Genomic DNA, 21,514 nt, shown 5'->3' on the forward strand with positions numbered 1-21,514 from the left:
GAAGCCACCACCGATGACGAACCGGCCAGCCACCCCGCATCGCATCGGAAGCGGTAGCCTCGCCCCGATGAGCGCCCAGTACATCTACACCATGCACAAGGTCGGCCGGTTTCATCCGCCCGACCGTGAAGTCCTGAAGGACATCTCCCTCAGTTTCTTCCCCGGAGCCAAGATCGGTGTGCTCGGCGCCAACGGCGCCGGCAAGTCGACCTTCATGAAGATCCTGTGCGGGGCGCTCGAACCCTCGGCCGGGAACGTCTCCAAGGACGTGCACGAGCGCATGGCCTACCTGCGCCAGGACCAGTTCGCCTACGAGGACATGCGCGTCCTCGACGTGGTCATGATGGGCCACGAGGAGCTGTGGAGCGCGATCCAGGAACGCGACGCGATCTACGCCAACCCGGAAGCGACTGAAGACGACTACATGCGCGCCGCCGAGCTCGAAGGCAAGGTTGGCGAATACGACGGCTACACCGCTGAATCGCGCGCCGGCGAGCTGCTGCTCGGTGTCGGCATCCCGACCAGCCAGCACAACGGCCCGATGAGCGAAGTCGCACCGGGCTGGAAGCTGCGCGTGCTGCTCTGTCAGGCGCTGTTTGCCAACCCGGACATCCTGCTGCTCGACGAACCGACCAACAACCTCGACATCAACACCATCCGCTGGCTGGAAGAGGTTCTGAACAACCGCGATTCGACGATGATCATCATCTCCCACGATCGTCACTTCCTGAATCAGGTCTGCACCCACATGGCCGACCTCGACTACGGCAAGATCACCACCTATGCCGGCAACTACGACGACTTCATGGAAGCCGCACAGCAGGCCCGCGAGCGCCAGTCGCAGGCGAACGCCAAGGCCAAGGAACGGATCGCCGAACTGCAGACCTTCGTCCGCCGCTTCTCGGCCAACGCTTCCAAGGCCAAGCAGGCGACCAGCCGTCTGAAACTGATCGACAAGCTCAAGCCGGAAGACGTCAAGCCGTCGTCGCGCCAGTATCCGTGGATCCGCTTCGAGTACGACGAGAAGCAGAAGCTGCACCGCCAGGCGGTCGAGATCGAGAACCTGACCTTCGCCTACGAAGGCGGCGAGCGCAAGATCTTCGACAACCTGACGCTGACCATCAACGGCGGCGAGAAGATTGCCGTGATCGGCGAGAACGGCGTCGGCAAGACGACCTTCCTGAAGCTGCTGATGGGCGAACTGCAGCCGCAGTACGGCACGCTGAAGTGGGCGGAAAAGGCCAAGACCGGTTACTACGCCCAGGACCACAGCGCCGAGTTCGCCGGCACCCAGAGCCTGACCGAATGGATCGTCGGCTACGCCCGCGCCTCGGTCGAGGAAGGCGGCGACCTGGAAACCCTGGTCCGTGGCACCCTAGGCCGCCTGCTGTTCTCCGGCGACGAGCAGAAGAAAGCCGTCAACGTCATCTCCGGCGGCGAACAGGGCCGCATGCTGTTCGGCAAGCTGATGCTGCAGAAGCCGAACGTGCTGGTGCTCGACGAGCCGACCAACCACCTCGACATGGAATCGATCGAAGCGCTCAACAGCGGCCTGGAGAAATTCCCGGGTACCTTGATCTTCGTCTCGCACGACCGCGAATTCGTCTCCTCGCTCGCCACCCGCGTGCTCGAAGTCAAGGGCGACGGCCGCATCGTCGATTACCTCGGCGGCTACGAGGACTACCTGGCCTCGCAGGGCGTCGAGTAAGCCCGGCTAACGCCACTGACAAGCCGAAGCTCAGTCTTCGGCTTTTTTACGGGCATCCAGCCAGTGCAGCAGGCTGGCGAACAGTTGTTCCGGGATGACCGGCTTGCCGATGTGGTCGTTCATGCCGGCGTCGAGGCAGCGTTGCCGGTCTTCGGCGAAGGCATTGGCGGTCATGGCCAGGATCGGGGTGTCGCGGTTCAGGCTGTCGGCGCGGATGGCGCGGCTGGCTTCGATGCCGTTCATCAGCGGCATCTGCATGTCCATCAGGATCAATGCATACGGCGTCAGGCGGGCGAGATCGACGGCTTCCTGGCCGTTGTTGGCGAGATCGATGCGGAGGCCGGTTTCTTCCAGCAAACCGAGCGTGACTTCCTGGTTGATCGGCTCGTCTTCGGCGAGCAGGATGCGGCTGCCGCGGTAGCGGCGGGCGAGTTGTGCTTCGGCCGATTCTCCCGGTGCCACGGCGATGGTCGGCTGAGCATGGCTTGCCGCCTTGAACAGGCGGATGGTGAACCAGAAGCAGCTTCCCTGGCCGGGTGCGCTGTCTACCCCGATCTCACCGCCCATCAGGTGCACCAGCTTCTTGCTGATCGCCAGCCCGAGCCCGGTGCCGCCGTACTTGCGCGTGGTCGAGCTGTCGGCCTGCTCGAAGGCGTTGAACAGCCGGCGTACGTGTTCGGGGTCGATGCCGATGCCGGTGTCGCGGATGGCGAAACGCAGCAGGCTGTCGTCGGCGGTCGATTCGAGGACCGAGACGCTGACGACGACTTCGCCGCGTTCAGTGAATTTGACGGCATTGCCGACCAGGTTGGTGAGTACCTGGCCGAGCCGCAGGGCATCGCCGCTGAAGCTGCCGGCGGCGTCGGGCGGCAGAGGATCGATGCGGAACTCGAGGCGCTTTTCCGCAGCCTTGTGACGCAGCAGGTCGGCCAGGTTGTCGAGCACCTGATCGAGACGGAACTCCGTGTTTTCCAGGCCGAGGTGCTCGGCCTCGATCTTGGACAGGTCGAGGATGTCGTTGAGGATCAGCAGCAGGCGATTGGCGGCTTCCATGGCGCGATCCAGCTGATGCTGCATCTTCTGGTCGGCGACCCGGGCGCGGACCAGCGAGATCATGCCCATGATGCCGTGCATCGGGGTGCGCAGTTCGTGGCTCATGTTGGCGAGGAAGGCGGATTTCGCCTTGTTTGCCGACTCGGCGGCTTCCTTGGCCTGCTGCAGGGTCTGGTTGGCAATTTCCAGGTCGACGTTGAGTGCCTGGATGCGCGCTTCCGAACGCATCCGTTCGGCGATCTCGATTTCCATGCGTTCGTTGCCGCTGCGCAGTTCGGCGGCCTGCCGTTCGAGACTGTCGGTGTGCTCGCGCAGTTGCCGGGCCATGTCGTCGATGGCTTCGTAGAGGCTGGAGACTTCGCGCAGCGGGGTGCTGTCGCCGCCAGTGGGGCGCCAGTTGCCGCCGGCAATGCCGGCAGCGGCGCCGGAGAGCCGGATCAGCGGGCGCGAGATCCAGTCGCTGGCGAGCAGGCCGATGAAAATGCCGAAACCGGTGATCAGCAGGCCGAGATAGATGACGTTCTGCAGCATGCTGCTGGCCAGCGTGTCGAAATGCGATTGCGGCAGGATCAGGCCGATGCTCAGGGCTTGTCCCTGTTCCAGCTGGTGTCGGCGCCAATCGACCAGGTAACGCCGTTTGTCGACGACCACGAAGGCACTGCCTTCGGGTTTGCCGTCGTCGTTCATGACGTCGGCGGCGGCGCGCAACAGGGGATCGTCGCTGCCGGCCAGCGTGATCCGGGTCGTTCCCCCATTGCTCAGGTAGATCGGGTGCGGGCTGGAACTGGCCAGCAGCTTGCCGTTGTTTTCGGCGAGGAAGGCGATTCCCCCGGAGTCCTCGCTCATTTCGGCAAGCAGGGTCGACAGTTGGGACAGGGCGACATCGGCGGTGGTGACACCGATGAAGCGACCGGCCGGATCGTGGAGCGGCGACGACATGCCGATGCCCATGGTGTCGTAAGCGCCCTGGGCGTCGTTGATGGCGTAGCGGTAGGCGGGGTACCAGGCGATGCGGCCGCTTTCGCGGGCGGCGATGAACCATGGACGGGTGCGCGCATCGAAGGCGCTGTTGACCTGGGCAACCAGCGTGGTCGGGCGGGCCGCGTCGTCGACCCGGTAGATGTGCATGCTCCGGTTGTCGGCGATGCGGGCGTGCAGCAGGCGCAGGCCGCGGTCGACGCCGAGTGGCGGCCGGCTGCCGGCGTAGTATTCGCCGTCGGCCATGCCGGCGGAGATGAAGGTCAGCAAGGGTTGCTGGCGAATCTGCAGCAGGAAGTCGCGCATCATCCGCTCCGGTTGAGCGGGATCGAGCAAACCGGCCCGGGCCTGTTCGACATTGAAGGCGACGACCCGTCTGGGGACCTCGAAAAAGGCCGCGACCCGGTCATGGATGCGCTCGCCGAGGGCGTCGGCCATGTTCTGGGCGAAGCGGTCGGCGGCCTGGCGGGCATTGACGTAGGAAATCCAGCCGCTGACGACGACGATGGGCAGCAGCACGAGCAGCAGGGAGCCGATCAGGAAGGTGCGCAGCCCGATGCGGCCGACCCGGGTGACCGGATTGTCGTTGCGGTGGCGGAACAACTGGCGCAGCATCAGGGCCAGGGTCAGCAAGGCAATCACGCCACGGGTCAACCACTGGCGCAGGGTGTTGTAAGGGTCGCCGGCCAGCGGCTGGGCGGCCAGTCGCCATTCACCGCCGGGCAGATTGACGTCGATGGCGACATGCGCCTGCTTGAACAGCGCGGGATCGCCGTAAAACACCTCGCCGTTGGCACCGGAGCCGTCGCGGCCGCGAATGGCCAGGGCGAAGGCGCTGTCGCGACCGATCAAGCCGGCATCGCCGAGTGCGCCGTCAAGGTCGATGGCCGAGGAGACGACGCCCCGGAATTGCTCCGCCTCGCCTTCGCCGACGGAAAAATAGATCGGCGTACGGCTGACCAGGGCGGGGCGGCCGCTCTGCACCAGGTTGATCGGTCCGGTCAGCACCGTGTCGCGGACGGCCAGCATGCGCTCGATGCCGGTCATGATGTAGGGCCGGTTGGCGTAATTCATCCCGTGGACGGCTTCGTTGCCGGCGAAGGGATGGACGAAGACCACCTCGTAATGACGCGACAGCGTCAGGTTGATGACGTTGCGGTGTTCGCGGATCAGCTTGTCGGAGAGTTCGCGCAGGCGGGCTTCGTCGAAGTTGAGGTCGGCCGGTAGGGTGGCGGCGAAATCGTAGTGAATCTGTTTGTGATGCTGCAGGTCGCGTTCGAGGCGCAGCGCCGCCGAGCGTAGCTGCATCTCGGTCTGTTGCAGGTTGAGTGCTTCGACCTGCTGGCGATCGATATGGGTGAGCACAATGGCCAGCAGCCAGCCGCCGATGGCGATGGCCAGCAGTTGCAACCAGGTGCCGGCGGCAAGGTTGCGGAAGGGATTCACGGTTGCTGGCCCAGTCCTTTGCGTAGGCGGTCGAGCAGCCAGGCAAAGCCGACCAGCAGGACGAGGCGCTGCAGCGTGTTGAACAGCAGCGGGCCGCGTTCGAGGCCGCCGGCGCTCAGTTGCCGTTCGGCGAGGTACCACAGCACGGCAGCCAGCACGGCCAGCATGGCGGCGCGTGGCAGGTTGATGAACCAGGCGACGGCAGCGACCGGCAGCAGGAAGAACAGGTGGAATTCATGGCTGGCCGGGCTGTTCATGCGCAGGTAACCGATCAGGCCGGTGACGACGATGGCGGCCGCCCAGATGCCGATCTGGGCCAGGGGTTTGGGGCGTGCGCCGAGGAGGGAATTCAGGTTCATGGCGAGATGTTCGGGTATTCCCGCTCGGCAATCAAGCGCACCCAGGCCAGCGGGCTAAAACTGCTATCGGCGAACAGGGCGACGGCAACCGTCAGCGCGGCCGTGAACAGCGGCGGCAGAAGCAGCAGCCAGGCGGTTTCGCGACGGCCGACCGGGTGGATTTCCTCGTGCGGCCAGTCGGGCGGCGGCAATTTGAGCCAGGCGCGGTGGAGGATGGGCAGGAAATAGGCGGCGTTGAGCAGGCTCGACCCCCACAGCACCCAGATCGCCCAGTCCATGCCGGCGGCGCTGGCGCCGTCGGACAACCAGGCCTTGCTCACCGCACCGGCGGTCAGCGGGGCGCCCATCATGCCCAGGGCGCCGATGGTGAAGGCCAGCGTGGTCAGCGGCATGCGCCGGCCAACGCCGTCCATTTCGCTGACCTTGTGGATGCCCAGGGTCTCGGCGTAATTGCCGGCGCAGAAGAACAGGGTGATCTTCATGATGCCCTGATGGACTAGGTGGACGAGGCCGCCGATGGTGCCGAGCGGCCCGAACAGCGCGACACCGAGGACGATGTAGGAAACCTGGCTGACGGTCGAGAAAGCCAGGCGCTTCTTCAGATCGTTCTGGAACAGTGCCCGGCCGCTTCCCCAAAGAATGGTGACGGCGGCGATGACGGCCAGCGGCAGCAGCAGGCCGAGCGACTGGGCGAACTCGACGCCGTAGATTTCATAGACGATGCGGACGATGCCGAAGGCGCCGGCCTTGACCACCGCGACCGCATGCAGCAGCGCCGAGACCGGCGCAGGGGCGACCATCGCCTGCGGCAGCCAGCCGTGCAGCGGGACGATGGCGGCCTTGACGCCGACCCCGGCGATCAGCAGCGCGAAAATCAGCTGCAGGGTCAGCGGGTCGAGTCCCGGGATGGCGGCGAGCAGGCCGCCCTGGGTGAATTCGCCGGGGCCGGCCAGGTGGTCGAGCCAGACGATGCCGGCGAGCAGCGCGGCGCCGCCGGCCAGGGTGTAGGCGAGGTAGATGCTGCCGCCGCGCATGGCCTGCGGCGTGCCGCGATGGACGACCAGCGGGAAGGTGGCCAGCGTCAGCAACTCGTAGAAGACGAAGAAGGTAAACAGGTTGCCGGCCATGGCGATGCCCATGGTCGCGGTGACGCACAGGCTGAAGAAACCGAAGAAACGGCTGCGATGCGGCGCGTGTTCGAGGTAGCCGATGGCGTATAGGGTGGTGAACAGCCACAGCACCGCCGACAGTGTGACGAAGAGCAGGGCCAGGGCGTCGGCCTTGAAGACGATTTCGATGCCGGGGGCGATGGCATGGCGCAGGCCGTATTCCTCACCGGCGGCGACGCCGGCAATGAGCAGCCCGACCAGCCCGGCCTTGGCCAGCGCCCCGGCGAGGTTGAGCGCAGTGCGCAGGGCGACGCGCTTTTCCGGCAGGGCGAAGATGATCAGCCCCGGTAACAGCGACGAGGCGATCACGGCCAGCGGCAGCCACTGGTTGCTGGTCATGGCTGGACTCCGGCGATCAGGGCGAGCAGCGGGGCCGCGCCTAGGCCGATCAGCACGCTGCCGGCGGCCAGCGCGAACGCCGTCCATTCGAGCAGCGCCGCCGGCCGCTGCGGCAGCGGCACATCGTCGTGCGCGGTCGGGCGGCGGAAAGCCAGGCGCAGCACGCGGAACACGTAGATGCCGGCAAGCAGGCCACCGCTGAGCGCGACGACGACAATCCACGGCTGACCGGCGACGAGCGCGGCGTCGATCAGCAGCCACTTGGCCAGGAAACCGCCCGACGGCGGCAGGCCCATCAGTGTCACTCCGGCCAGCGCGAAGGCGAACAAGGTCACCGGCAGATGCGCGGCCGCACCGGCGACGCCGAGCACCCGGTCGCTGCCGCTGACCTTGATCAGCGTGCCGGCGGCGACGAACATCGCCGCCTTCGCCAGACCGTGCGCCGTCGCTTGCAGGATACCGGCCTGCAGTGCCAGGGCGCCGGTGCCGAGCAGCGGGAAAATCAGGAACAGGTAGCCGAGCTGGGCGACCGTCGAATAGGCAACCAGCATCTTCAACCGGTCGGCGCGGATGGCTCGCCACGACCCCCAGAGGATGGCGGCGGCGCCGAGCGCGGCCGGCACCTGGGCGAGCGCCGGCAGGGCCTCGGTCAGCGCGGCGAAGGGGCCGAGCCAGAGACGCAGGAAGAGGTAGAACGAGGCCTTGACCACCAGCGCCGAGAGCAGCGCCGATACCGGCGCCGGGGCGCCGCCGTGGGCCGGCGGCAGCCAGAAGTGGAAGGGCAGCAGGGCGGTCTTCAGCAGCAGCCCGGTCAGCATCAGGCCGCCGGCCAGCCATACGGCGAGCGGTGCTTCGGCGGTGATCAGGGTTCCGAGCAGGCTGGCCGAGACGGTGCCGTAACTGCCGTAGATCAGCGCCACGCCGAACAGGTAGGCGCCCGAGCCGACCAGCGTCGCCAGCAGGTAGCGCAAGGCGGCGGCGATCTGCGCTGCGCCGCCGCCGGCGGCGACCAGCCCGACGGCGGCCAGGCCGACCAGTTCCAGCGTCACGTAGAGGTTGAACAGGTCGCCGGAGAGGAAGAGCGCATTCATGCCGGCCAAGAGGAAGCCGGTCAGCGGCCAGAAGGCCGGCGGCGTCGCCCGGCTGAAATAGCTGCGGGCGTAGAGCGCCAGCGCCAGCGCGACGCCCTGGGTGAGCAGCAGCATGACCAGCGACAGGCCGTCGGCGACCAGGCGGATACCCAGCGGCTCGGCCCAGCCGCCGGCCAGGTGGCCGCTGCTGCCGTGACTGGCAACGTCGCTGGCCAGCGCGATGACGCACAGCAGCTGGCCGCCGATGCCGGCCAGCGCCAGTATCGGTCCATGGCGGTCGGCGGCGACGAAAGCCAGCGTTGCCCACAACAATGGCAGCAGGATCAGCCAGGCGAGCGGATCGAGCAACGGGGTCATCGGCCGACCTTCCGTCTGTCGTTGGCCATGCGCCGCGCCCGGCTGCCGGCGTCGCCGACGCGAGCGATGTCCTCGCGCCCGGTCAGCGCATGCCAGCGCCGGGCCAGGGTCAGCGCCAGCGCGGTGGCGGCCACGGCGACGACGATGCCGGTCAGCACCATGGCTTGCGGCACCGGGTCCGGCGTGCCGTCGCGCTGGGCCAGCCCGACCAGCACCAGGAAGGCGCCGCTGCCCATCAGGTTGAAGGCGAGGATGCGGCGCAACAAGGCCTTGAGCAGCAGCACGCCGCCGAGCCCGAGGACGAACAGCAGGCAGCCGGTGGCGGCGTAGATCAGGCCGGCGCTCATGCCTTGTCCGTCCGGAGCAGGAAGAAGGCGGCCAGATTGACCGCCAGCGAGACGGTCAGCCCGCTCTCGATCAGCACGATCAGCAGGCCGGCGTGTTCCGGCGGGTAGCGCAGCAGGCCGCCGTTGGCCAGCAACGCGGCGGCAATGGCGAGAAAGAGCAGGAAGCCGCCGGCGATCGCCAGCCGGGGGCCGCGCCGGTCGCGTGGCCAGGGGGCGAGGATTTCGGCCAGGTGCAGCAGCACCGCCGCGGCGGCGAGCACGGCGGCGGCCTGGAAGGCACCGCCGGGGCGGAAGGCACCGGCCCACAGCAGATAGACGGCGGCCAGCACCATCAACGGTACGGCCAGGCGGGCCAGCGTCGGCAGCATGGCGTTGCGGCTGCCGGTCGGCGGTGGCGGCGGCAGGCCGGCGGCGAGCATGCCGAGCAGAGCGATGATCAGGACGGCGACTTCGAGGAAGGTGTCGTAGCCGCGGAAATTGAGCAGCACGGCGGTGACCGGGTGGCTGACGCCGCTGGCGCCGAGGTTGGCGGCGACTTCCCCGGCCAGCTTGACCGGTGCCGGCGGCAGGCCGAGCACGGCGACCAGCAGCGCGGCGGCGAGGCCGAGCAGGGCGACGACGGTCAGGCTGCGGATCGGCGGATTCATGATCGCGGTTCCTCGTCGTCCGGTCGGCGGGCGCGCAGCGCGGCGACCGCGTCGAGCAGCAGGGCGCCGGTCAGGCCGGCGCCGATGGCGGCTTCGGCGAGTGCGATGTCGGGGGCGTCGAGACGGGCCCAGACCAGTGTCAGCAAGAGGCCGAAAACGATGAACAGGATCACCGCCCGGCCGATCTGCGGCGTCGCCAGCGTACGCCAGGCGCTCCACAGCAGGGCGGCGGCGAGCAGCAGGTCGAAGGCGGTGCTCACGGCTGCCGCTCCTTTTGCGTCTCCTGCCAGGGCGCAACGCCCAGGCGTGCGGCGCGGCGGGCGATGCTGTAGCCGACGGCGGCGCTGGCGATCAGCGCCAGCGGCCAGATCGCCAGCAGTTTCAGTGCCACGGCCAGGCTGTCGGCCTGCAGCGCCAGGCCGGCGAGCACGCAGCCGAGCCCGAGGTTGTCGGCCTTGGCCAGCGCGTGCAGGCGGGTGTAGATGTCGGGAAAACGCAGCAGACCGACCGTGCCGGCGAAGAAGAAGGCGGCGCCGGCGAGCAGGAGCAGGGCGGAGAGCAGGTCAGGCAGCATCGTCTTCCTCCCCGGGTTTCTGCCAGGCGCGCTGGGCGAAGGCGATGCCGCTGATGGCGGCGAGCAGGGCCAGCGTCAGGGCGACGTCGACCAGCGCCGGGTGGCCGCCGGCAAAGGCCAGCAGGACGAGGATGCCGACGCCGGTGCTGCCGAACAGCAGCGCCGCCAGCATGCGGTCGGCCGGGCTCGGGCCGCGCGCCGCGCGCCACAGCGCGGCGATCAGGTTGAGCAGCAGGAAGATGGCCAGTCCCAGGCTGAGCGCAGCGATGTCGAGGTTCATCGTGCCTCCCCGAAGACGGCGGCGACGCGATTGGCCAGGCGGGCGGCATCGTCGGCGAGCGGTTGCCGCCGGTCGAGGACATGGACGAGCAGGGTGTCGCCCTGCAGGCGCACCCCGAGCGTGCCCGGCATCAGGCTCAGGGCGGCGGTGAACAGCAGGCGCGGCAGGCCCGGCGGCAAGGTCAGCGGCACTTCGATCAGCGCCGGTTGCCAGTCCGGCCGTCGCTGCAGCGCCAGCCAGGCGACCTGGACGCCGCCGGCCAGTGACTGGCGGACGAACCAGGCGAGGAAACGGAGCAGTCCGCCCGCCGAGATCGGCGGCAGGGTCTTCGCCGGCAGCAGCCACAGGCTGGCGGCGGTGGCGCCGGCAACGCCGGCCAGTGCCAGCGGCCAGGCGTTCAGGTTGCCTTCGGCCGCTACCAGCCAGAGCAGCGCGAAGAAGCCGGCCCGGCGCAGGGCGCTGCGGCTTGTCGCGGCGGAGCTGAACTGTTGGCGGGGTGTCATGAGCGGGCCGGTATCCGATGGGTTTCTACAACAGACCGGTGGCGGCTCAGCGCGTTCCCACCAGCCAGCGCTTTTCCATTTCCATGATCAGGAAGACGACGGCGCCGATCGCCAGCGGTACCAGCCAGTGGCGCAGCGCCAGCGGCGTCGTGCCGAAGGCGCTGTTCATCGGCGGCAGGTAGACGAAGGCCAGTTGCAGCAGGAACAGCACGCCGACGGCCAGCCAGACCGCCCGGTTGGTGAACAGCAGGTCGAGACGCAGGCTGGAGGTGGTCAGGAAGCGGGCGTTGAAGAGGTAGAAGGCCTGGGCGACGACCAGCGTGTTGACGGCCATGGTGCGGGCCAGGTCGATCGGCATGCCGAGTGCCAGCTCGACTTCGAACATGGCGATGGTGGCGCCGCCGATGAGCATCGAGACGATGGCCAGGCGGATGATGAAAGTGCGGTCGAGGATCGGCGTTCCCGGCTTGCGCGGCGGGCGCCGCATGATCCCCGGTTCGGCCGGTTCGAAGGCCAGGGCCATGGCCAGGGTGATGGCGACGACCATGTTCACCCACAGGATCTGCACCGGGGTCAGCGGCAGGGTCAGCCCGAACAGCACCGCCACCAGCATCACGAAGCCCTGGCCGCCGTTGGTCGGCAGGATGAACAGGATGGCTTTCTTCAGGTTGTCGTAGATGGTCCGGCCTTCCTCGACGGCACGTTCGATCGACGAGAAATTGTCGTCGGCGAGGACGATTTCGGCGGCTTCCTTGGTCGCTTCGGTGCCCTTGATGCCCATCGCCACGCCGACGTCGGCGCGTTTCAGTGCCGGCGCGTCGTTGACGCCGTCGCCGGTCATGGCGACGACCTCGCCATTGGCCTGCAGCGCGGTGACGATGCGCAGCTTGTGCTCGGGGCTGGTGCGGGCAAAGATGTCGCAGTCGCGGACGATGCGGCGCAGCGCTTCGTCGTCGGCGGCTTCCAGTTCGGCACCGGTGACGACCTTGAGCGTATCGGCCGTGCCGATGCCCATCTCGATGCCGATGGCGCGGGCGGTGCCGGCGTGGTCGCCGGTGATCATCTTGACCCGGATGCCGGCGCCGTGACACGAGGCGATGGCCTGGATGGCCTCCGGTCGCGGCGGGTCGATGATGCCGACCAGGCCGAGGAAAATCATGCCGCTGTCGAGGTCGTCGATGTCCAGATGCTGGCGACCGTCGTCCACGGGACGGGCAGCGGCGGCGAGCACGCGCAGGCCTTCCTGGCTGAGCCGGTCGATCTCGTGCTCCCAGTAGGCGCGGTCGAGCGCCTGCGGTGTGCCGTCGGCGCCCAGTTCTTCGGCGCAGCGGTCAAGCAGGCGGTCGGGCGCGCCCTTCAACAGGATACGGCGCAGGCCGGACGGGGTGTCGGCCAGCGTCGCCATGAATTTGTTGACCGACTCGAAGGGAATGGTCGCATGCCGGGTGTGCCGGTCGGCCGAGAATCCGGCCTTGTGCGCCAGCGTGCGCAGCGCGCCTTCGGTCGGTTCGCCGGTCACTCGCCACTGGCCGCCGTCCTCGGCGACGTGGGTGTCGTTGGCGACGGCGACGACTTCGATCAGCGCGTGCAGGTGCGCGTGCCCGGCCAGTTCGATCAGTTGCCCGTCGAGCGTGATCTGGCCTTGCGGCGCGTAGCCGGTGCCGCTGACCAGGTAGTTGCCGGCGCGGGTGATGACGTGGCGGGCGGTCATTTCGTTCTTGGTCAGCGTGCCGGTCTTGTCCGAGCAGACGACGGTCACCGAACCCAGCGTTTCGACCGCGGTCAGCTTGCGGGTGATCGCGTTGCAGCGGGCCATACGCTGCACGCCGAGGGCCAGCGTGATGGTCAGGATGGCCGGCAGGCCTTCGGGAATGGCGGCGACGGCGAAGCCGATGGCGGCGAGGAAGACTTCGCCGAGCGGGAAGGCATGCAGACCGATGCCGACCGCAACCATCAGTGCCGCGAGGCCGACGATGACCACCGACAACTGCTTGCTGAACTGCGCCATCTGCCGGGTCAGCGGCGTCTGCAGGGTTTCGACTTCGGCGATCAGGCGATTGATGCGGCCGATCTCGGTGTTCGGGCCGGTGGCAGTGACCACGCCCAGGCCCCGGCCGGCGGCGACCAGGGTGCCGGAATAGGCCATGCAGAAGCGGTCGCCGATGCCGGCGTCGGCGGCGACCGGGTCGGCGCTCTTGTCGCTGGGCACCGATTCGCCGGTCAGCGCCGATTCCTCGATGCGCAGGTTGGTCGCTTCGAGCAGGCGCAGGTCGGCCGGGACCCGGTCGCCCGATTTCAGGCGGACGATGTCGCCCGGCACCAGGCCGTCGGCGTCGATCTGCGTCCATTCGCCCTGGCGCCGGACCTGGGCGCTGGCCGACAGCATCTTGCGGATGCCGGCCAGGGCTTCCTCGGCCTTGCCTTCCTGGATGAAGCCGATGATCGCGTTGATGACGACGACGCCGACGATGACGCCGGTGTCGATCCAGTGACCGAGCAGCGCGGTGATGCCGGCGGCGATCAGCAGGATGTAGATGAGGATGTCGTGGAAGTGCTTGAAGAAGCGCTTGAACAGGCTGTCTCGCGGCGGCGCGGGGAGGCGGTTGGGACCGGTTTCGGCGAGACGGCGGGCGGCTTCCTGCGTACTCAGGCCGTTGGCGTCGGCGGTCAGGTCGGCGAGGACCCGGTCGGTGTTCAGGGCGTGGGGCGGGGTACGATGTGGCGGGGTCACGGGGCCTCCGGGAATGCTTACTGGCAGGTACCCTCGGCGGCAAGGGTGCGGATGATGCGGACGCAGTCGAGATCGGACTGGTGGTAGGCGGATTTGACGTACTCGATGTAGGCCGCCTCCTCGCTCCCGGCCTCGATCGCCAGTCCGGTGACGTAGCTGAAGCGCAGGAAGAGATGGCCGTCGTGCGGTTCCTCGATGCGGATGGTCAGGCTGCCGCCGGGTTGTACTTCGCTCGGTTCGATGTCGAAGCGGACCGCCTGTTCCTCGGTCAGGGTGACGCGGTCGCGGATGCGGGCGGCGCCGAAATCGAGTTCGCGCACGGCGCTGTCGGCTTGCCGCTCGAGCATGGTGAAATCGGCCAGCCCGGGCAGGAACAGCAGCGGATTGTCGACGCGCTGGAGCAGGCCGAGCCAAAGTTGGCGGCGCGTCAGTTGCATGACCAGCGGGTTGCCGGGGTCGTTTATGGCAATCAGATGTTCGAAGTTCATGCGCCGATGGTAGCATCCTCACATGCAACTTGAACGTATCCTCCAAAGCCACGGCTTCGGCACCCGCAAGGCCTGCCGCGCCATGATCCGGCGCGAACGGGTGAGCGTCGCCGGGCAGATTGTCGACGACCCCTTTGCCGATCTCGCCACCGACGGGCTGGTTTTTTCCGTCGACGGGACCGACTGGCCGTTCCGCGAGCAGGCCAGCCTGCTGCTCTACAAACCCGCCGGTTACGAATGCTCGCGCAAGCCGCAGCATCATCCCTCGGTGCTCGAACTGCTGCCCCTGCCGCTGCGTGAGCGCGGCGTCCAGCCGATCGGCCGGCTCGACGAAGACACCACCGGCCTGCTGCTGATCACCGACGACGGGCAACTCAATCATCAACTGTCCTCGGGCAAGCGCAAGGTGCCCAAGGTTTATCTGGCGACGGTCAAGCACGCGCTCGACGCTGCCCAGATCGAACAATTGCTCGCCGGCGTGCTGCTTCACGACGAGCCGGCGCCGATTGCCGCGGCTGCCGCCGAGATCGTCGACGATCATCGGTTGCGCCTGACGGTGACCGAAGGCAAATACCATCAGGTCAAGCGCATGGTCGCCGCCGTCGGTAACCGGGTCGAGTCACTGCATCGCGAGGCGCTGGCCGATCTGCGCCTGCCTGACGGCCTCAAGCCGGGCGAATGGCGCTGGCTGGACGCCGAGGACATGAAACAACTGGGGGTGTCGCCATGACCCTGACCGAAATGCGTTACATCGTCGCCCTGGCGCGCGAGCGCCATTTCGGGCGAGCGGCGGAAGCCTGCCATGTCAGCCAGCCGACGTTGTCGGTGGCCCTGAAGAAGGTTGAAGGACAGATCGGTACCGCGCTGTTCGAGCGCACCGCCAGCGACGTGCGCATCACCGCGCTCGGCGAACGCATCGTCGAGCAGGCCAAGCGCGTCCTCGACGAAGCGGTCAAGCTCGAGGAAATCGCCGAAGCCACCGGCGATCCGATGAGCGGTCAGTTGCGTGTCGGCATCATCTACACCATCGCGCCTTACCTGCTGCCGCAGCTGATTCCGGCGTTGAGCCGGCTGGCGCCGAAAATGCCGCTGTTCCTCAAGGAGGATTTCACGGCCAACCTGATCCCGGCGTTGAAGTCCGGCGAGCTCGACGTGATCGTCATCGCGCTGCCCTTTGCCGAACCGGGGCTGGTCGCCCAGCCGGTCTATGACGAGCCTTTCCGCGTCGTCGTCCCGGCCGGGCACGACTGGGTCGGACGCGAAGACATTCCGGCCGACGAACTCGACGGCCAGAACCTGTTGCTGCTCGGCCAGGGCAACTGCTTCCGCGATCAGGTGCTGGAATCCTGCCCGCGCCTGAGCGGTCAGGATGCGCTGGACCACTCGCTGGAAGGCAGTTCGCTGGAAACCATCCGCTACATGGTTGCCAGCGGCGCCGGCGTCGCCGTGATGCCGAGTACCGCCGCCGACCCGCTGATCGACAAGGAGCCGATGGTGCGCGTGCTACCGTTTGCCGGCCCGCCGCCGGCACGGACGGTCGGCCTGGTCTGGCGGGTGACCTATCCGCGACCCCAGGCCATCGACGTGTTGCGGGCCGCCGTCCTGTCCTGCCAGCTACCCGGCGCCACCCCGCACCGCTGAGGTTTCACGTGAAACGCCTGACTGTCCTCCTGCTGACGTTCCTGCTGGGGACGGTCCTGTCGGGCATGGTCCAGGCGACGCCGGAGCGCATTCGCGTGGTCGGCGACAGGAACTTCCCGCCTTATCTGTTTCTCAGCGCCGACGGTCACCCGGAGGGCTATACCGTCGATCTGTGGCGCCTGTGGGAGCGCAAGACCGGCATTCCCGTCGAACTCAAGGCGATGGACTGGGCCGATGCCCAGGCCAGCCTCCTGGGCGGCGAAGCCGATGTGATCGAGAACATCTACCGGACGCCGGGGCGCGAACCGCTGTATGAGTTTTCCCAGCCGTATTCGACCCAGCGCAGCTTCATTTACACGCACGAGAGCATCAGTGGCGTCGGTAGCCCGGCAACGCTCAAGGGTTTCCTGATCGGGGTCGAGGAGGGCGATGCCTGCGGCGAGGTGCTGGCGGCCCGGGGTATCACGACCTTGCAGCATTACCGCGATTATTCACAGATGATCCAGGCGGCGATCGACCAGGAAATCAAGCTGTTCTGCCTCGACGAAGCGCCGGCCGCCTATTACCTCTACCGCTTCAAGGTTCAGGATCAGTTCCGGCAGGCTTTCGAGTTGTATCGCGGGGAAATGCACCGGGGCGTGCGTAAGGGCGACGGCGAACTGCTGGCCTTGGTTGAAGCCGGCATGGCCTCGATCAGCAAGGAGGAACTGGCCGCGCTCAACGACAAATGGATGGGCAAGCGTTTGTCGCTGGCGCCGTACGCCCGTTTTGTCGGCTTCGGTCTGGCCGCGCTGTTGCTGCTTGGCGCTGTGCTGGCTCTCTGGATTTTCCTGTTGCGCCGGGTGGTCAGCCAGCGCACGGCGGAGCTGGAAATGCGGCGGGCGCAGCTGAATACCGTCGTCAGCACGATTCCCGACCTGGTCTGGCTGAAGGATGTCGAAGGGACCTACCTGGCCTGTAATCGTCGCTTCGAGCAGTTCTTCGGCGCGACCGAGGCCGAGATTGTGGGGCGGACCGATTACGATTTCGTCGACAAGGAACTGGCCGATTTCTTCCGCGAACATGACCGCAAGGCCATGGTTGCCGGCGAGCCCTCGGTCAACGAGGAATGGGTGACTTTCGCCGAGGGTGGCGAACGGGCGCTGCTGGAAACGATCAAGACGCCAATGCGCGATCGCGAGGGCAAACTGATTGGCGTGCTCGGCATTGCGCGCGATATCACCCGCCGCCGACAGGCGGAAAAAGGCTTGCGCGAAAGCGAGGAAAAGTTGCGCATGGCCCAGCTCAGCGCTGCCCTGGGTCTGTGGGAAACCGATCTGAAAAGCGATCTCACTCGCTGGTCGCCCGAAGTCGAAGAGATGTACGGGCTGCCACCGGGCGGCTTCGGCGGTCGTCAGAGCGACTGGATGGCGTTGGTACATCCGGACGACATGAGCGGGGTGCTGCAGGCGATCAGTGCGCATTTCAACAGCAGCGAGCCGTTCTCGATCGAGTTTCGTATTGTCCGGCCCGATGGTGAAATACGCTGGATCGCCTCGCGCGGCCAGGTGCATTTTGACGATCAAGGGCAGCCGGCCAGGATCATCGGGGTCAATTTCGACATCACCGATAAAAAGCGGCTCGACGATGAGTTGCGCCGCTACCGCGAGCAACTGGAAGAAATTGTCGACGAACGCACCCGGCAACTGGCGCAGGCCCGCGACGCGGCGGAGAGCGCCAATCGGGCCAAGAGCGCGTTCCTGGCCAACATGAGTCACGAAATCCGCACGCCGATGAATGCCATCATCGGCATGTCGCATGTGCTCCGCCGCAGGCTCGCCGAACCGGAACTGATCGACCGGCTGGACAAGATCGACGAGGCGGCACGACACCTGCTGGCGATCATCAACGACCTGCTCGACATCTCCAAGATCGATGCCGGCAAGCTGCAACTGGAGCAACGGCCGCTTGAACCAGCCGGCATCATGGACAACATCGTCTCCATGCTGGCGGTGCAGGCGAACGCCAAAGGCATCGAACTGCGGCACCGGGTCGGTGACATGCCGGCCGGCTTGCAGGGCGATGGCGGACGACTGATCCAGGCCTTCCTGAACCTGGCCAGCAATGCCGTCAAATTCACCGAGCGCGGCAGTGTCGAGCTGTCGATCGACTGCGAGCGCGTTGAGGACGGTGCCGCCGTCCTGCGATTCACGGTTGCCGACACCGGGATCGGGATCGTTCCGGAAGTACTGCCAGAGTTGTTCCAGTCCTTTCATCAGGCCGACAACTCGACCGCCCGGCGTTTCGGCGGCACCGGGCTGGGCCTGGCGATCACCCGGCGCCTGGCCCGCCTGATGGGCGGTGATGCCGGGGTCGAGAGCGAGGTCGGGCAGGGTAGCCGTTTCTGGTTTACTGCCCGTCTGGCTGTGGGCGAGGCGGCACAGCCGCTGCCCAAACCGACCGGCGGCGCCTTACGCGCCGACCAGGTGTTGCGGGCCGAATTCCTGGGTAGCCGTGTTCTGGTCGTCGAAGACGATCCGATCAATCAGGAAGTTGCCGTCGAATTGCTGCAGATGGCCGGGCTCGAGGTCGAGGTGGCCGACGACGGGTTGGTGGCAGTGGACAAGGTGGCCCAGGCCCGCCGGCCGTTTGCCCTGATCCTGATGGACCTGCAGATGCCGCGCCTGGGCGGCCTCGAAGCGCTGGCACGCCTGCAACAGATGCCGGAATTCACGACCCCGGTGGTGGCGATGACGGCCAACGCCTTTATCGAAGACCAGCAACGCTGCCGGGATGCCGGCATGGTCGATTTCATCGCCAAGCCGGTCGATCCGGTCCTGCTCTACGAAACCGTGCTCGAGTGGTTGCGTCGGGGGCGGGCGGCGGGCTGAGCGCTCAGGTGCTTTCCCGGATGTCGGCGTCGAGCCGGTTACGTCCCGCTGCCTTGGCCCGGTAAAGCGCCAGGTCGGCCTGTCTCAGCCAGGCTGCCGGATTGTCCGGCTGTTCGGGTATGCCATGCACCAGTCCGATGCTGATGGTGAAGGTGATCGGCTGTCCTTCCCAGGTGATCTGCAGGGCCGCAATATCGCTGCGCAAGGCTTCGAAATGGGCCAGGACTTCCTCTCGGGTGTCACCGCTCATGAAGGCGACGAATTCCTCGCCGCCGATCCGGGCGATGTTGTCGGTCTGGCGTCGCAGGTGCTGCTGCAGGCAGCGGGCCAGTTCGACCAGGCAGTGATCGCCGGCAGCGTGGCCGAGGCTGTCGTTGATCTTCTTGAAGTGATCGATGTCGATCATCGCCGTGGTAAAGGTCTGGGCGTTGCGCTGGCAACGCGAAAACTCGCGGGAAAACTCCTGCTCGAAGAACTGCCGGTTGCCGATCCCGGTCAGCGGGTCGGTGATGTTGAGTTGTGCCAGCTTCTGGTTGGCTTCGGCAAGTTGCCGGTTGAGGCTGCCAAGCTTGCGGTTCCACAGTATCAAAAGGGCCAGTGCGACGAAGATGATGCTGCCCCATCGCCACAACAGGGCGGTATCGATACCCGGTTCGATGCGTATGGTTTGCCAGCGGCTCTCGATGCGCTGGCGATCGGCATCACTCAGGCTGGCGACCATTTTTTCCGCAATCGAAAACAGTTCGGGCAGATCGTTGCGCGTGGCCAGCGACAGCTTGCTGTCGACGGGAATACGGCTGACTACCTTGATATCGGCAAAACCCAGTTCGCGCAGGTGGTAATTCACCGTGCCGAGCGTGCCGATGTACCCTTCCAGCCTGCCCCGCTGGAGTTCGCGCAAGCCCTCCTTTTCGTTGTCGACCTCGACCAGTTCCAGTTGCGGGTAACGACTGCGTAGTTGGTCGGCAATCGCGTGGCCGCGCACGATGCCGACCTGGCGTCCGGCAAAGGCATCAAGGCCTTCGACAAACGGCGTTTCGATCCGCGCGAGAAGGACGTTTGGCGTCGTGTAGTAGGGCGCGGTGAAATTGAGGTGGATGCTCTGCTGCGGGGTCTGCACGGCCATCGTCAGCAGGTCGCAGCGACGTTCCTGGACTGCCTGCAAGGATGTTGCCCAGGTGTTGGTCGGGACAATCTCGTAGGCGATGTCGAACTGCTGGCTCATCCGCTCGAGATAGTCCGCGGCAATGCCGGCGTGGCGGCCGCCATTGAGCGCTTCGATCGGCATCCAGTCGGGGTCGGTACATACTTTCAACGGGCCATGCTGGCGTAACCACGATTTCTCGCCTTCGCTGAGCGCTTGCGGGGCCCCCGAATTTTCGCGGTAGCTGGCACCCAGCCAGCGATTCTCGATGCTGCGTCGTTCAGTCGGCGTGATCGCCGCCAGCGCACTGTCGAAGATCCCGACCAGCGGGGCCAGCCCCGGGCGCATGCCGAAGCGCAGATCTTCGCCGGAGAAATCGGGCAGGATCAGTTCGCCGGCAATCGTGACGTTGGCCAGACCCAGTTCGCGTACCCAGTGATTGCCGTTGTGCAGCGAGGCGATCACGACATCGACGCTGCCGTCGGCCAGTGCCCGGAACATGGCATCCTGCGCACCGTAGGTGACGACTTGCTTGCCGAAGCGCTCGCGCAGGGCCTTTTCGTAAAAAATGCCTTCGCCGATGCCGATTTTCCGCTGACCGAAATCCGGCGGGTCGGTCAGCCGGAAGTTGCGGTCGCGGGTGAAGGCGACGTTGGGGATGACGTGGTAGGGATCGGTGAAACGGGTAAAGGCCAGTCGGTCCGGCTGCCGGGAGATATTGGTCAGGACATCGATTTCGCCGCGGCGAAGCAATTCGATCAGGACCGGCCAGCGGTCGACGACGGGGGTGACCGTCAGGCCGGTCAGATCCTGGATGCGTCCGAGGATGTCGATCGCCAGTCCCTGCGTCTTGCCGCCGTCGGCGAAGCTGAACGGGGCGTAGTCGCGCATGATGCCGACCCTTATCGGGCCGAGACGGCGGAGGTAATCGGTCTGTTCGCGGCTTAGCTGGAAATGCTGTATTTCCCGGTTGCGACGCCCGCCGAACTCCTGCCAGACGGCCAGCATTTCCTGCATGCGGGCCGGGGGAATGGCTGCCAGGCCGGCGGCGATGACCCGATGGGCCTCGGGCTTTTCGCGGCGCACACCGATGCGGAAGTCCTCCAGTTCGAAGCCGTCCATCGCCACGCGCCCGGCCACGCCGATCTGGTTGAAGCCCTCGCCGCGCGCCAGGTAAGCCAGGGTAACTTCCGGTCCGACAATGGCGTCTACCCAGCCGAAGGCCAGGGCGCGGATCAGATTGGGCAATGCATCGTATTCGCTCAGTTGCAGGCCATGGCGCTCAAGCGTGCTCTTGTAGAAGATGTTCTTGACGATGCCGACGCGATGGGGTTTCAGGTCCTCAAGGCTGGAGATCGGCGGCAGGCGGCGGTTCATGTCCTGCATCACGACGGTTTGCCGGTGGTGGTAGGGCTCGGTGAACAGCGTGAAGGGCTTGCGGTCCTCACGCAGCGAAATCTCGTCGATGGCGTCGATTTCGCCCCGGACGAAGGCCGCGTAGATTTCCGGCCAGCTACCGGCCTTGTAGTCGAAGCGCAGCCCGGTTCGTGCCGAAATCTCTTCGAGAACGTCAATCGAGAAACCTTCGAGCCGACCGGCGTGCACCGTCGAATAGGGCGCGTTGTCGGCAATGATGCCGATGCGGACGACGGGCTTTCCTGAAAGCCAGGCTTGCGCGGCTGGGTCTAGCGTGACTTCTGCTGCAGCCGAAGCGCAGCACAGGATCAGGAACAGGGCGCCGAGATGGCGAAGGAAGTTGCGCATCGGCCCAGCTTAGCCGAGCGGCATG

General features: G+C 66.5%; 17 protein-coding genes. 4 read left to right on the forward strand and 13 right to left on the reverse strand.

Annotated elements, in window-relative coordinates; translation table 11 throughout:
- Positions 1-91: 91 nt before the first annotated feature.
- Positions 92-1,708 (forward strand): ABC-F family ATPase, encoded by a 1,617-nt coding sequence (locus Q0799_RS08235; protein ID WP_298397016.1) that lies wholly within the window; start codon positions 92-94, stop codon positions 1,706-1,708.
- A gap of 30 nt (positions 1,709-1,738) precedes the next feature.
- On the opposite strand, the gene Q0799_RS08240 is transcribed toward Q0799_RS08235, so the two are convergent.
- From Q0799_RS08240 to Q0799_RS08295, 12 genes are read right to left on the reverse strand one after another with little or no spacing between them, the layout of a single operon-like run.
- Positions 1,739-5,185, reverse strand: coding sequence for an ATP-binding protein (locus Q0799_RS08240; protein ID WP_298396924.1), 3,447 nt, complete (start codon positions 5,183-5,185; stop codon positions 1,739-1,741).
- On the reverse strand, positions 5,182-5,544 hold the full coding sequence (locus Q0799_RS08245) for a hypothetical protein (protein ID WP_298396927.1): 363 nt from the start codon (positions 5,542-5,544) through the stop codon (positions 5,182-5,184). Before Q0799_RS08245 ends, Q0799_RS08240 begins: the two co-directional genes overlap by 4 nt.
- Positions 5,541-7,052, reverse strand: a complete 1,512-nt coding sequence (locus Q0799_RS08250; RefSeq protein WP_298396930.1) for a proton-conducting transporter membrane subunit — start codon at positions 7,050-7,052, stop codon at positions 5,541-5,543. The genes Q0799_RS08245 and Q0799_RS08250 overlap by 4 nt, the downstream gene beginning before the upstream one ends.
- Positions 7,049-8,500, reverse strand: coding sequence for a proton-conducting transporter membrane subunit (locus Q0799_RS08255; protein WP_298396932.1), 1,452 nt, complete (start codon positions 8,498-8,500; stop codon positions 7,049-7,051). Before Q0799_RS08255 ends, Q0799_RS08250 begins: the two co-directional genes overlap by 4 nt.
- Positions 8,497-8,847, reverse strand: a complete 351-nt coding sequence (locus Q0799_RS08260) for an NADH-quinone oxidoreductase subunit K (RefSeq protein WP_081700066.1) — start codon at positions 8,845-8,847, stop codon at positions 8,497-8,499. Before Q0799_RS08260 ends, Q0799_RS08255 begins: the two co-directional genes overlap by 4 nt.
- Positions 8,844-9,494: an MnhB domain-containing protein gene (locus Q0799_RS08265; protein WP_298396943.1), complete on the reverse strand. Its 651-nt coding sequence runs from the start codon at positions 9,492-9,494 to the stop codon at positions 8,844-8,846. The genes Q0799_RS08260 and Q0799_RS08265 overlap by 4 nt, the downstream gene beginning before the upstream one ends.
- Positions 9,491-9,754 (reverse strand): DUF4040 domain-containing protein, encoded by a 264-nt coding sequence (locus Q0799_RS08270; RefSeq protein WP_298396944.1) that lies wholly within the window; start codon positions 9,752-9,754, stop codon positions 9,491-9,493. The genes Q0799_RS08265 and Q0799_RS08270 overlap by 4 nt, the downstream gene beginning before the upstream one ends.
- A complete protein-coding gene (locus tag Q0799_RS08275) occupies positions 9,751-10,068 on the reverse strand; it encodes a monovalent cation/H(+) antiporter subunit G (RefSeq protein WP_298396946.1) in 318 nt (105 codons plus the stop codon). Before Q0799_RS08275 ends, Q0799_RS08270 begins: the two co-directional genes overlap by 4 nt.
- Positions 10,058-10,348: a monovalent cation/H+ antiporter complex subunit F gene (locus tag Q0799_RS08280; RefSeq protein ID WP_298396948.1), complete on the reverse strand. Its 291-nt coding sequence runs from the start codon at positions 10,346-10,348 to the stop codon at positions 10,058-10,060. The genes Q0799_RS08275 and Q0799_RS08280 overlap by 11 nt, the downstream gene beginning before the upstream one ends.
- Entirely contained in the window at positions 10,345-10,851 is a 507-nt protein-coding gene (locus tag Q0799_RS08285; protein ID WP_298396951.1) for a Na+/H+ antiporter subunit E, read from the reverse strand. The genes Q0799_RS08280 and Q0799_RS08285 overlap by 4 nt, the downstream gene beginning before the upstream one ends.
- Positions 10,852-10,897: 46 nt before the next feature.
- Positions 10,898-13,582: a cation-transporting P-type ATPase gene (locus Q0799_RS08290; protein WP_298396954.1), complete on the reverse strand. Its 2,685-nt coding sequence runs from the start codon at positions 13,580-13,582 to the stop codon at positions 10,898-10,900.
- 17 nt (positions 13,583-13,599) lie between these two features.
- Complete coding sequence (locus Q0799_RS08295; protein WP_298396957.1) at positions 13,600-14,070, reverse strand: SRPBCC family protein; 471 nt, start codon at positions 14,068-14,070, stop codon at positions 13,600-13,602.
- Between the two features lie 22 nt (positions 14,071-14,092).
- On the opposite strand from Q0799_RS08295, the gene Q0799_RS08300 reads away from it, so the two are divergent.
- Genes Q0799_RS08300 through Q0799_RS08310 form a run of 3 tightly spaced genes read left to right on the forward strand, consistent with a single transcriptional unit; the run spans position 14,093 to position 18,581 of the window.
- Positions 14,093-14,800, forward strand: a complete 708-nt coding sequence (locus Q0799_RS08300; protein ID WP_298396960.1) for a 16S rRNA pseudouridine(516) synthase — start codon at positions 14,093-14,095, stop codon at positions 14,798-14,800.
- Positions 14,797-15,711 (forward strand): hydrogen peroxide-inducible genes activator, encoded by a 915-nt coding sequence (locus tag Q0799_RS08305; protein ID WP_298396962.1) that lies wholly within the window; start codon positions 14,797-14,799, stop codon positions 15,709-15,711. The genes Q0799_RS08300 and Q0799_RS08305 overlap by 4 nt, the downstream gene beginning before the upstream one ends.
- A gap of 8 nt (positions 15,712-15,719) precedes the next feature.
- Positions 15,720-18,581, forward strand: coding sequence for a transporter substrate-binding domain-containing protein (locus tag Q0799_RS08310; protein ID WP_298396965.1), 2,862 nt, complete (start codon positions 15,720-15,722; stop codon positions 18,579-18,581).
- A gap of 4 nt (positions 18,582-18,585) precedes the next feature.
- On the opposite strand, the gene Q0799_RS08315 is transcribed toward Q0799_RS08310, so the two are convergent.
- Complete coding sequence (locus Q0799_RS08315) at positions 18,586-21,489, reverse strand: transporter substrate-binding domain-containing protein (RefSeq protein ID WP_298396968.1); 2,904 nt, start codon at positions 21,487-21,489, stop codon at positions 18,586-18,588.
- Between the last annotated feature and the right edge of the window lie 25 nt (positions 21,490-21,514).

Source organism: uncultured Azonexus sp., assembly GCF_937982035.1.
Classification (GTDB): domain Bacteria; phylum Pseudomonadota; class Gammaproteobacteria; order Burkholderiales; family Rhodocyclaceae; genus Azonexus.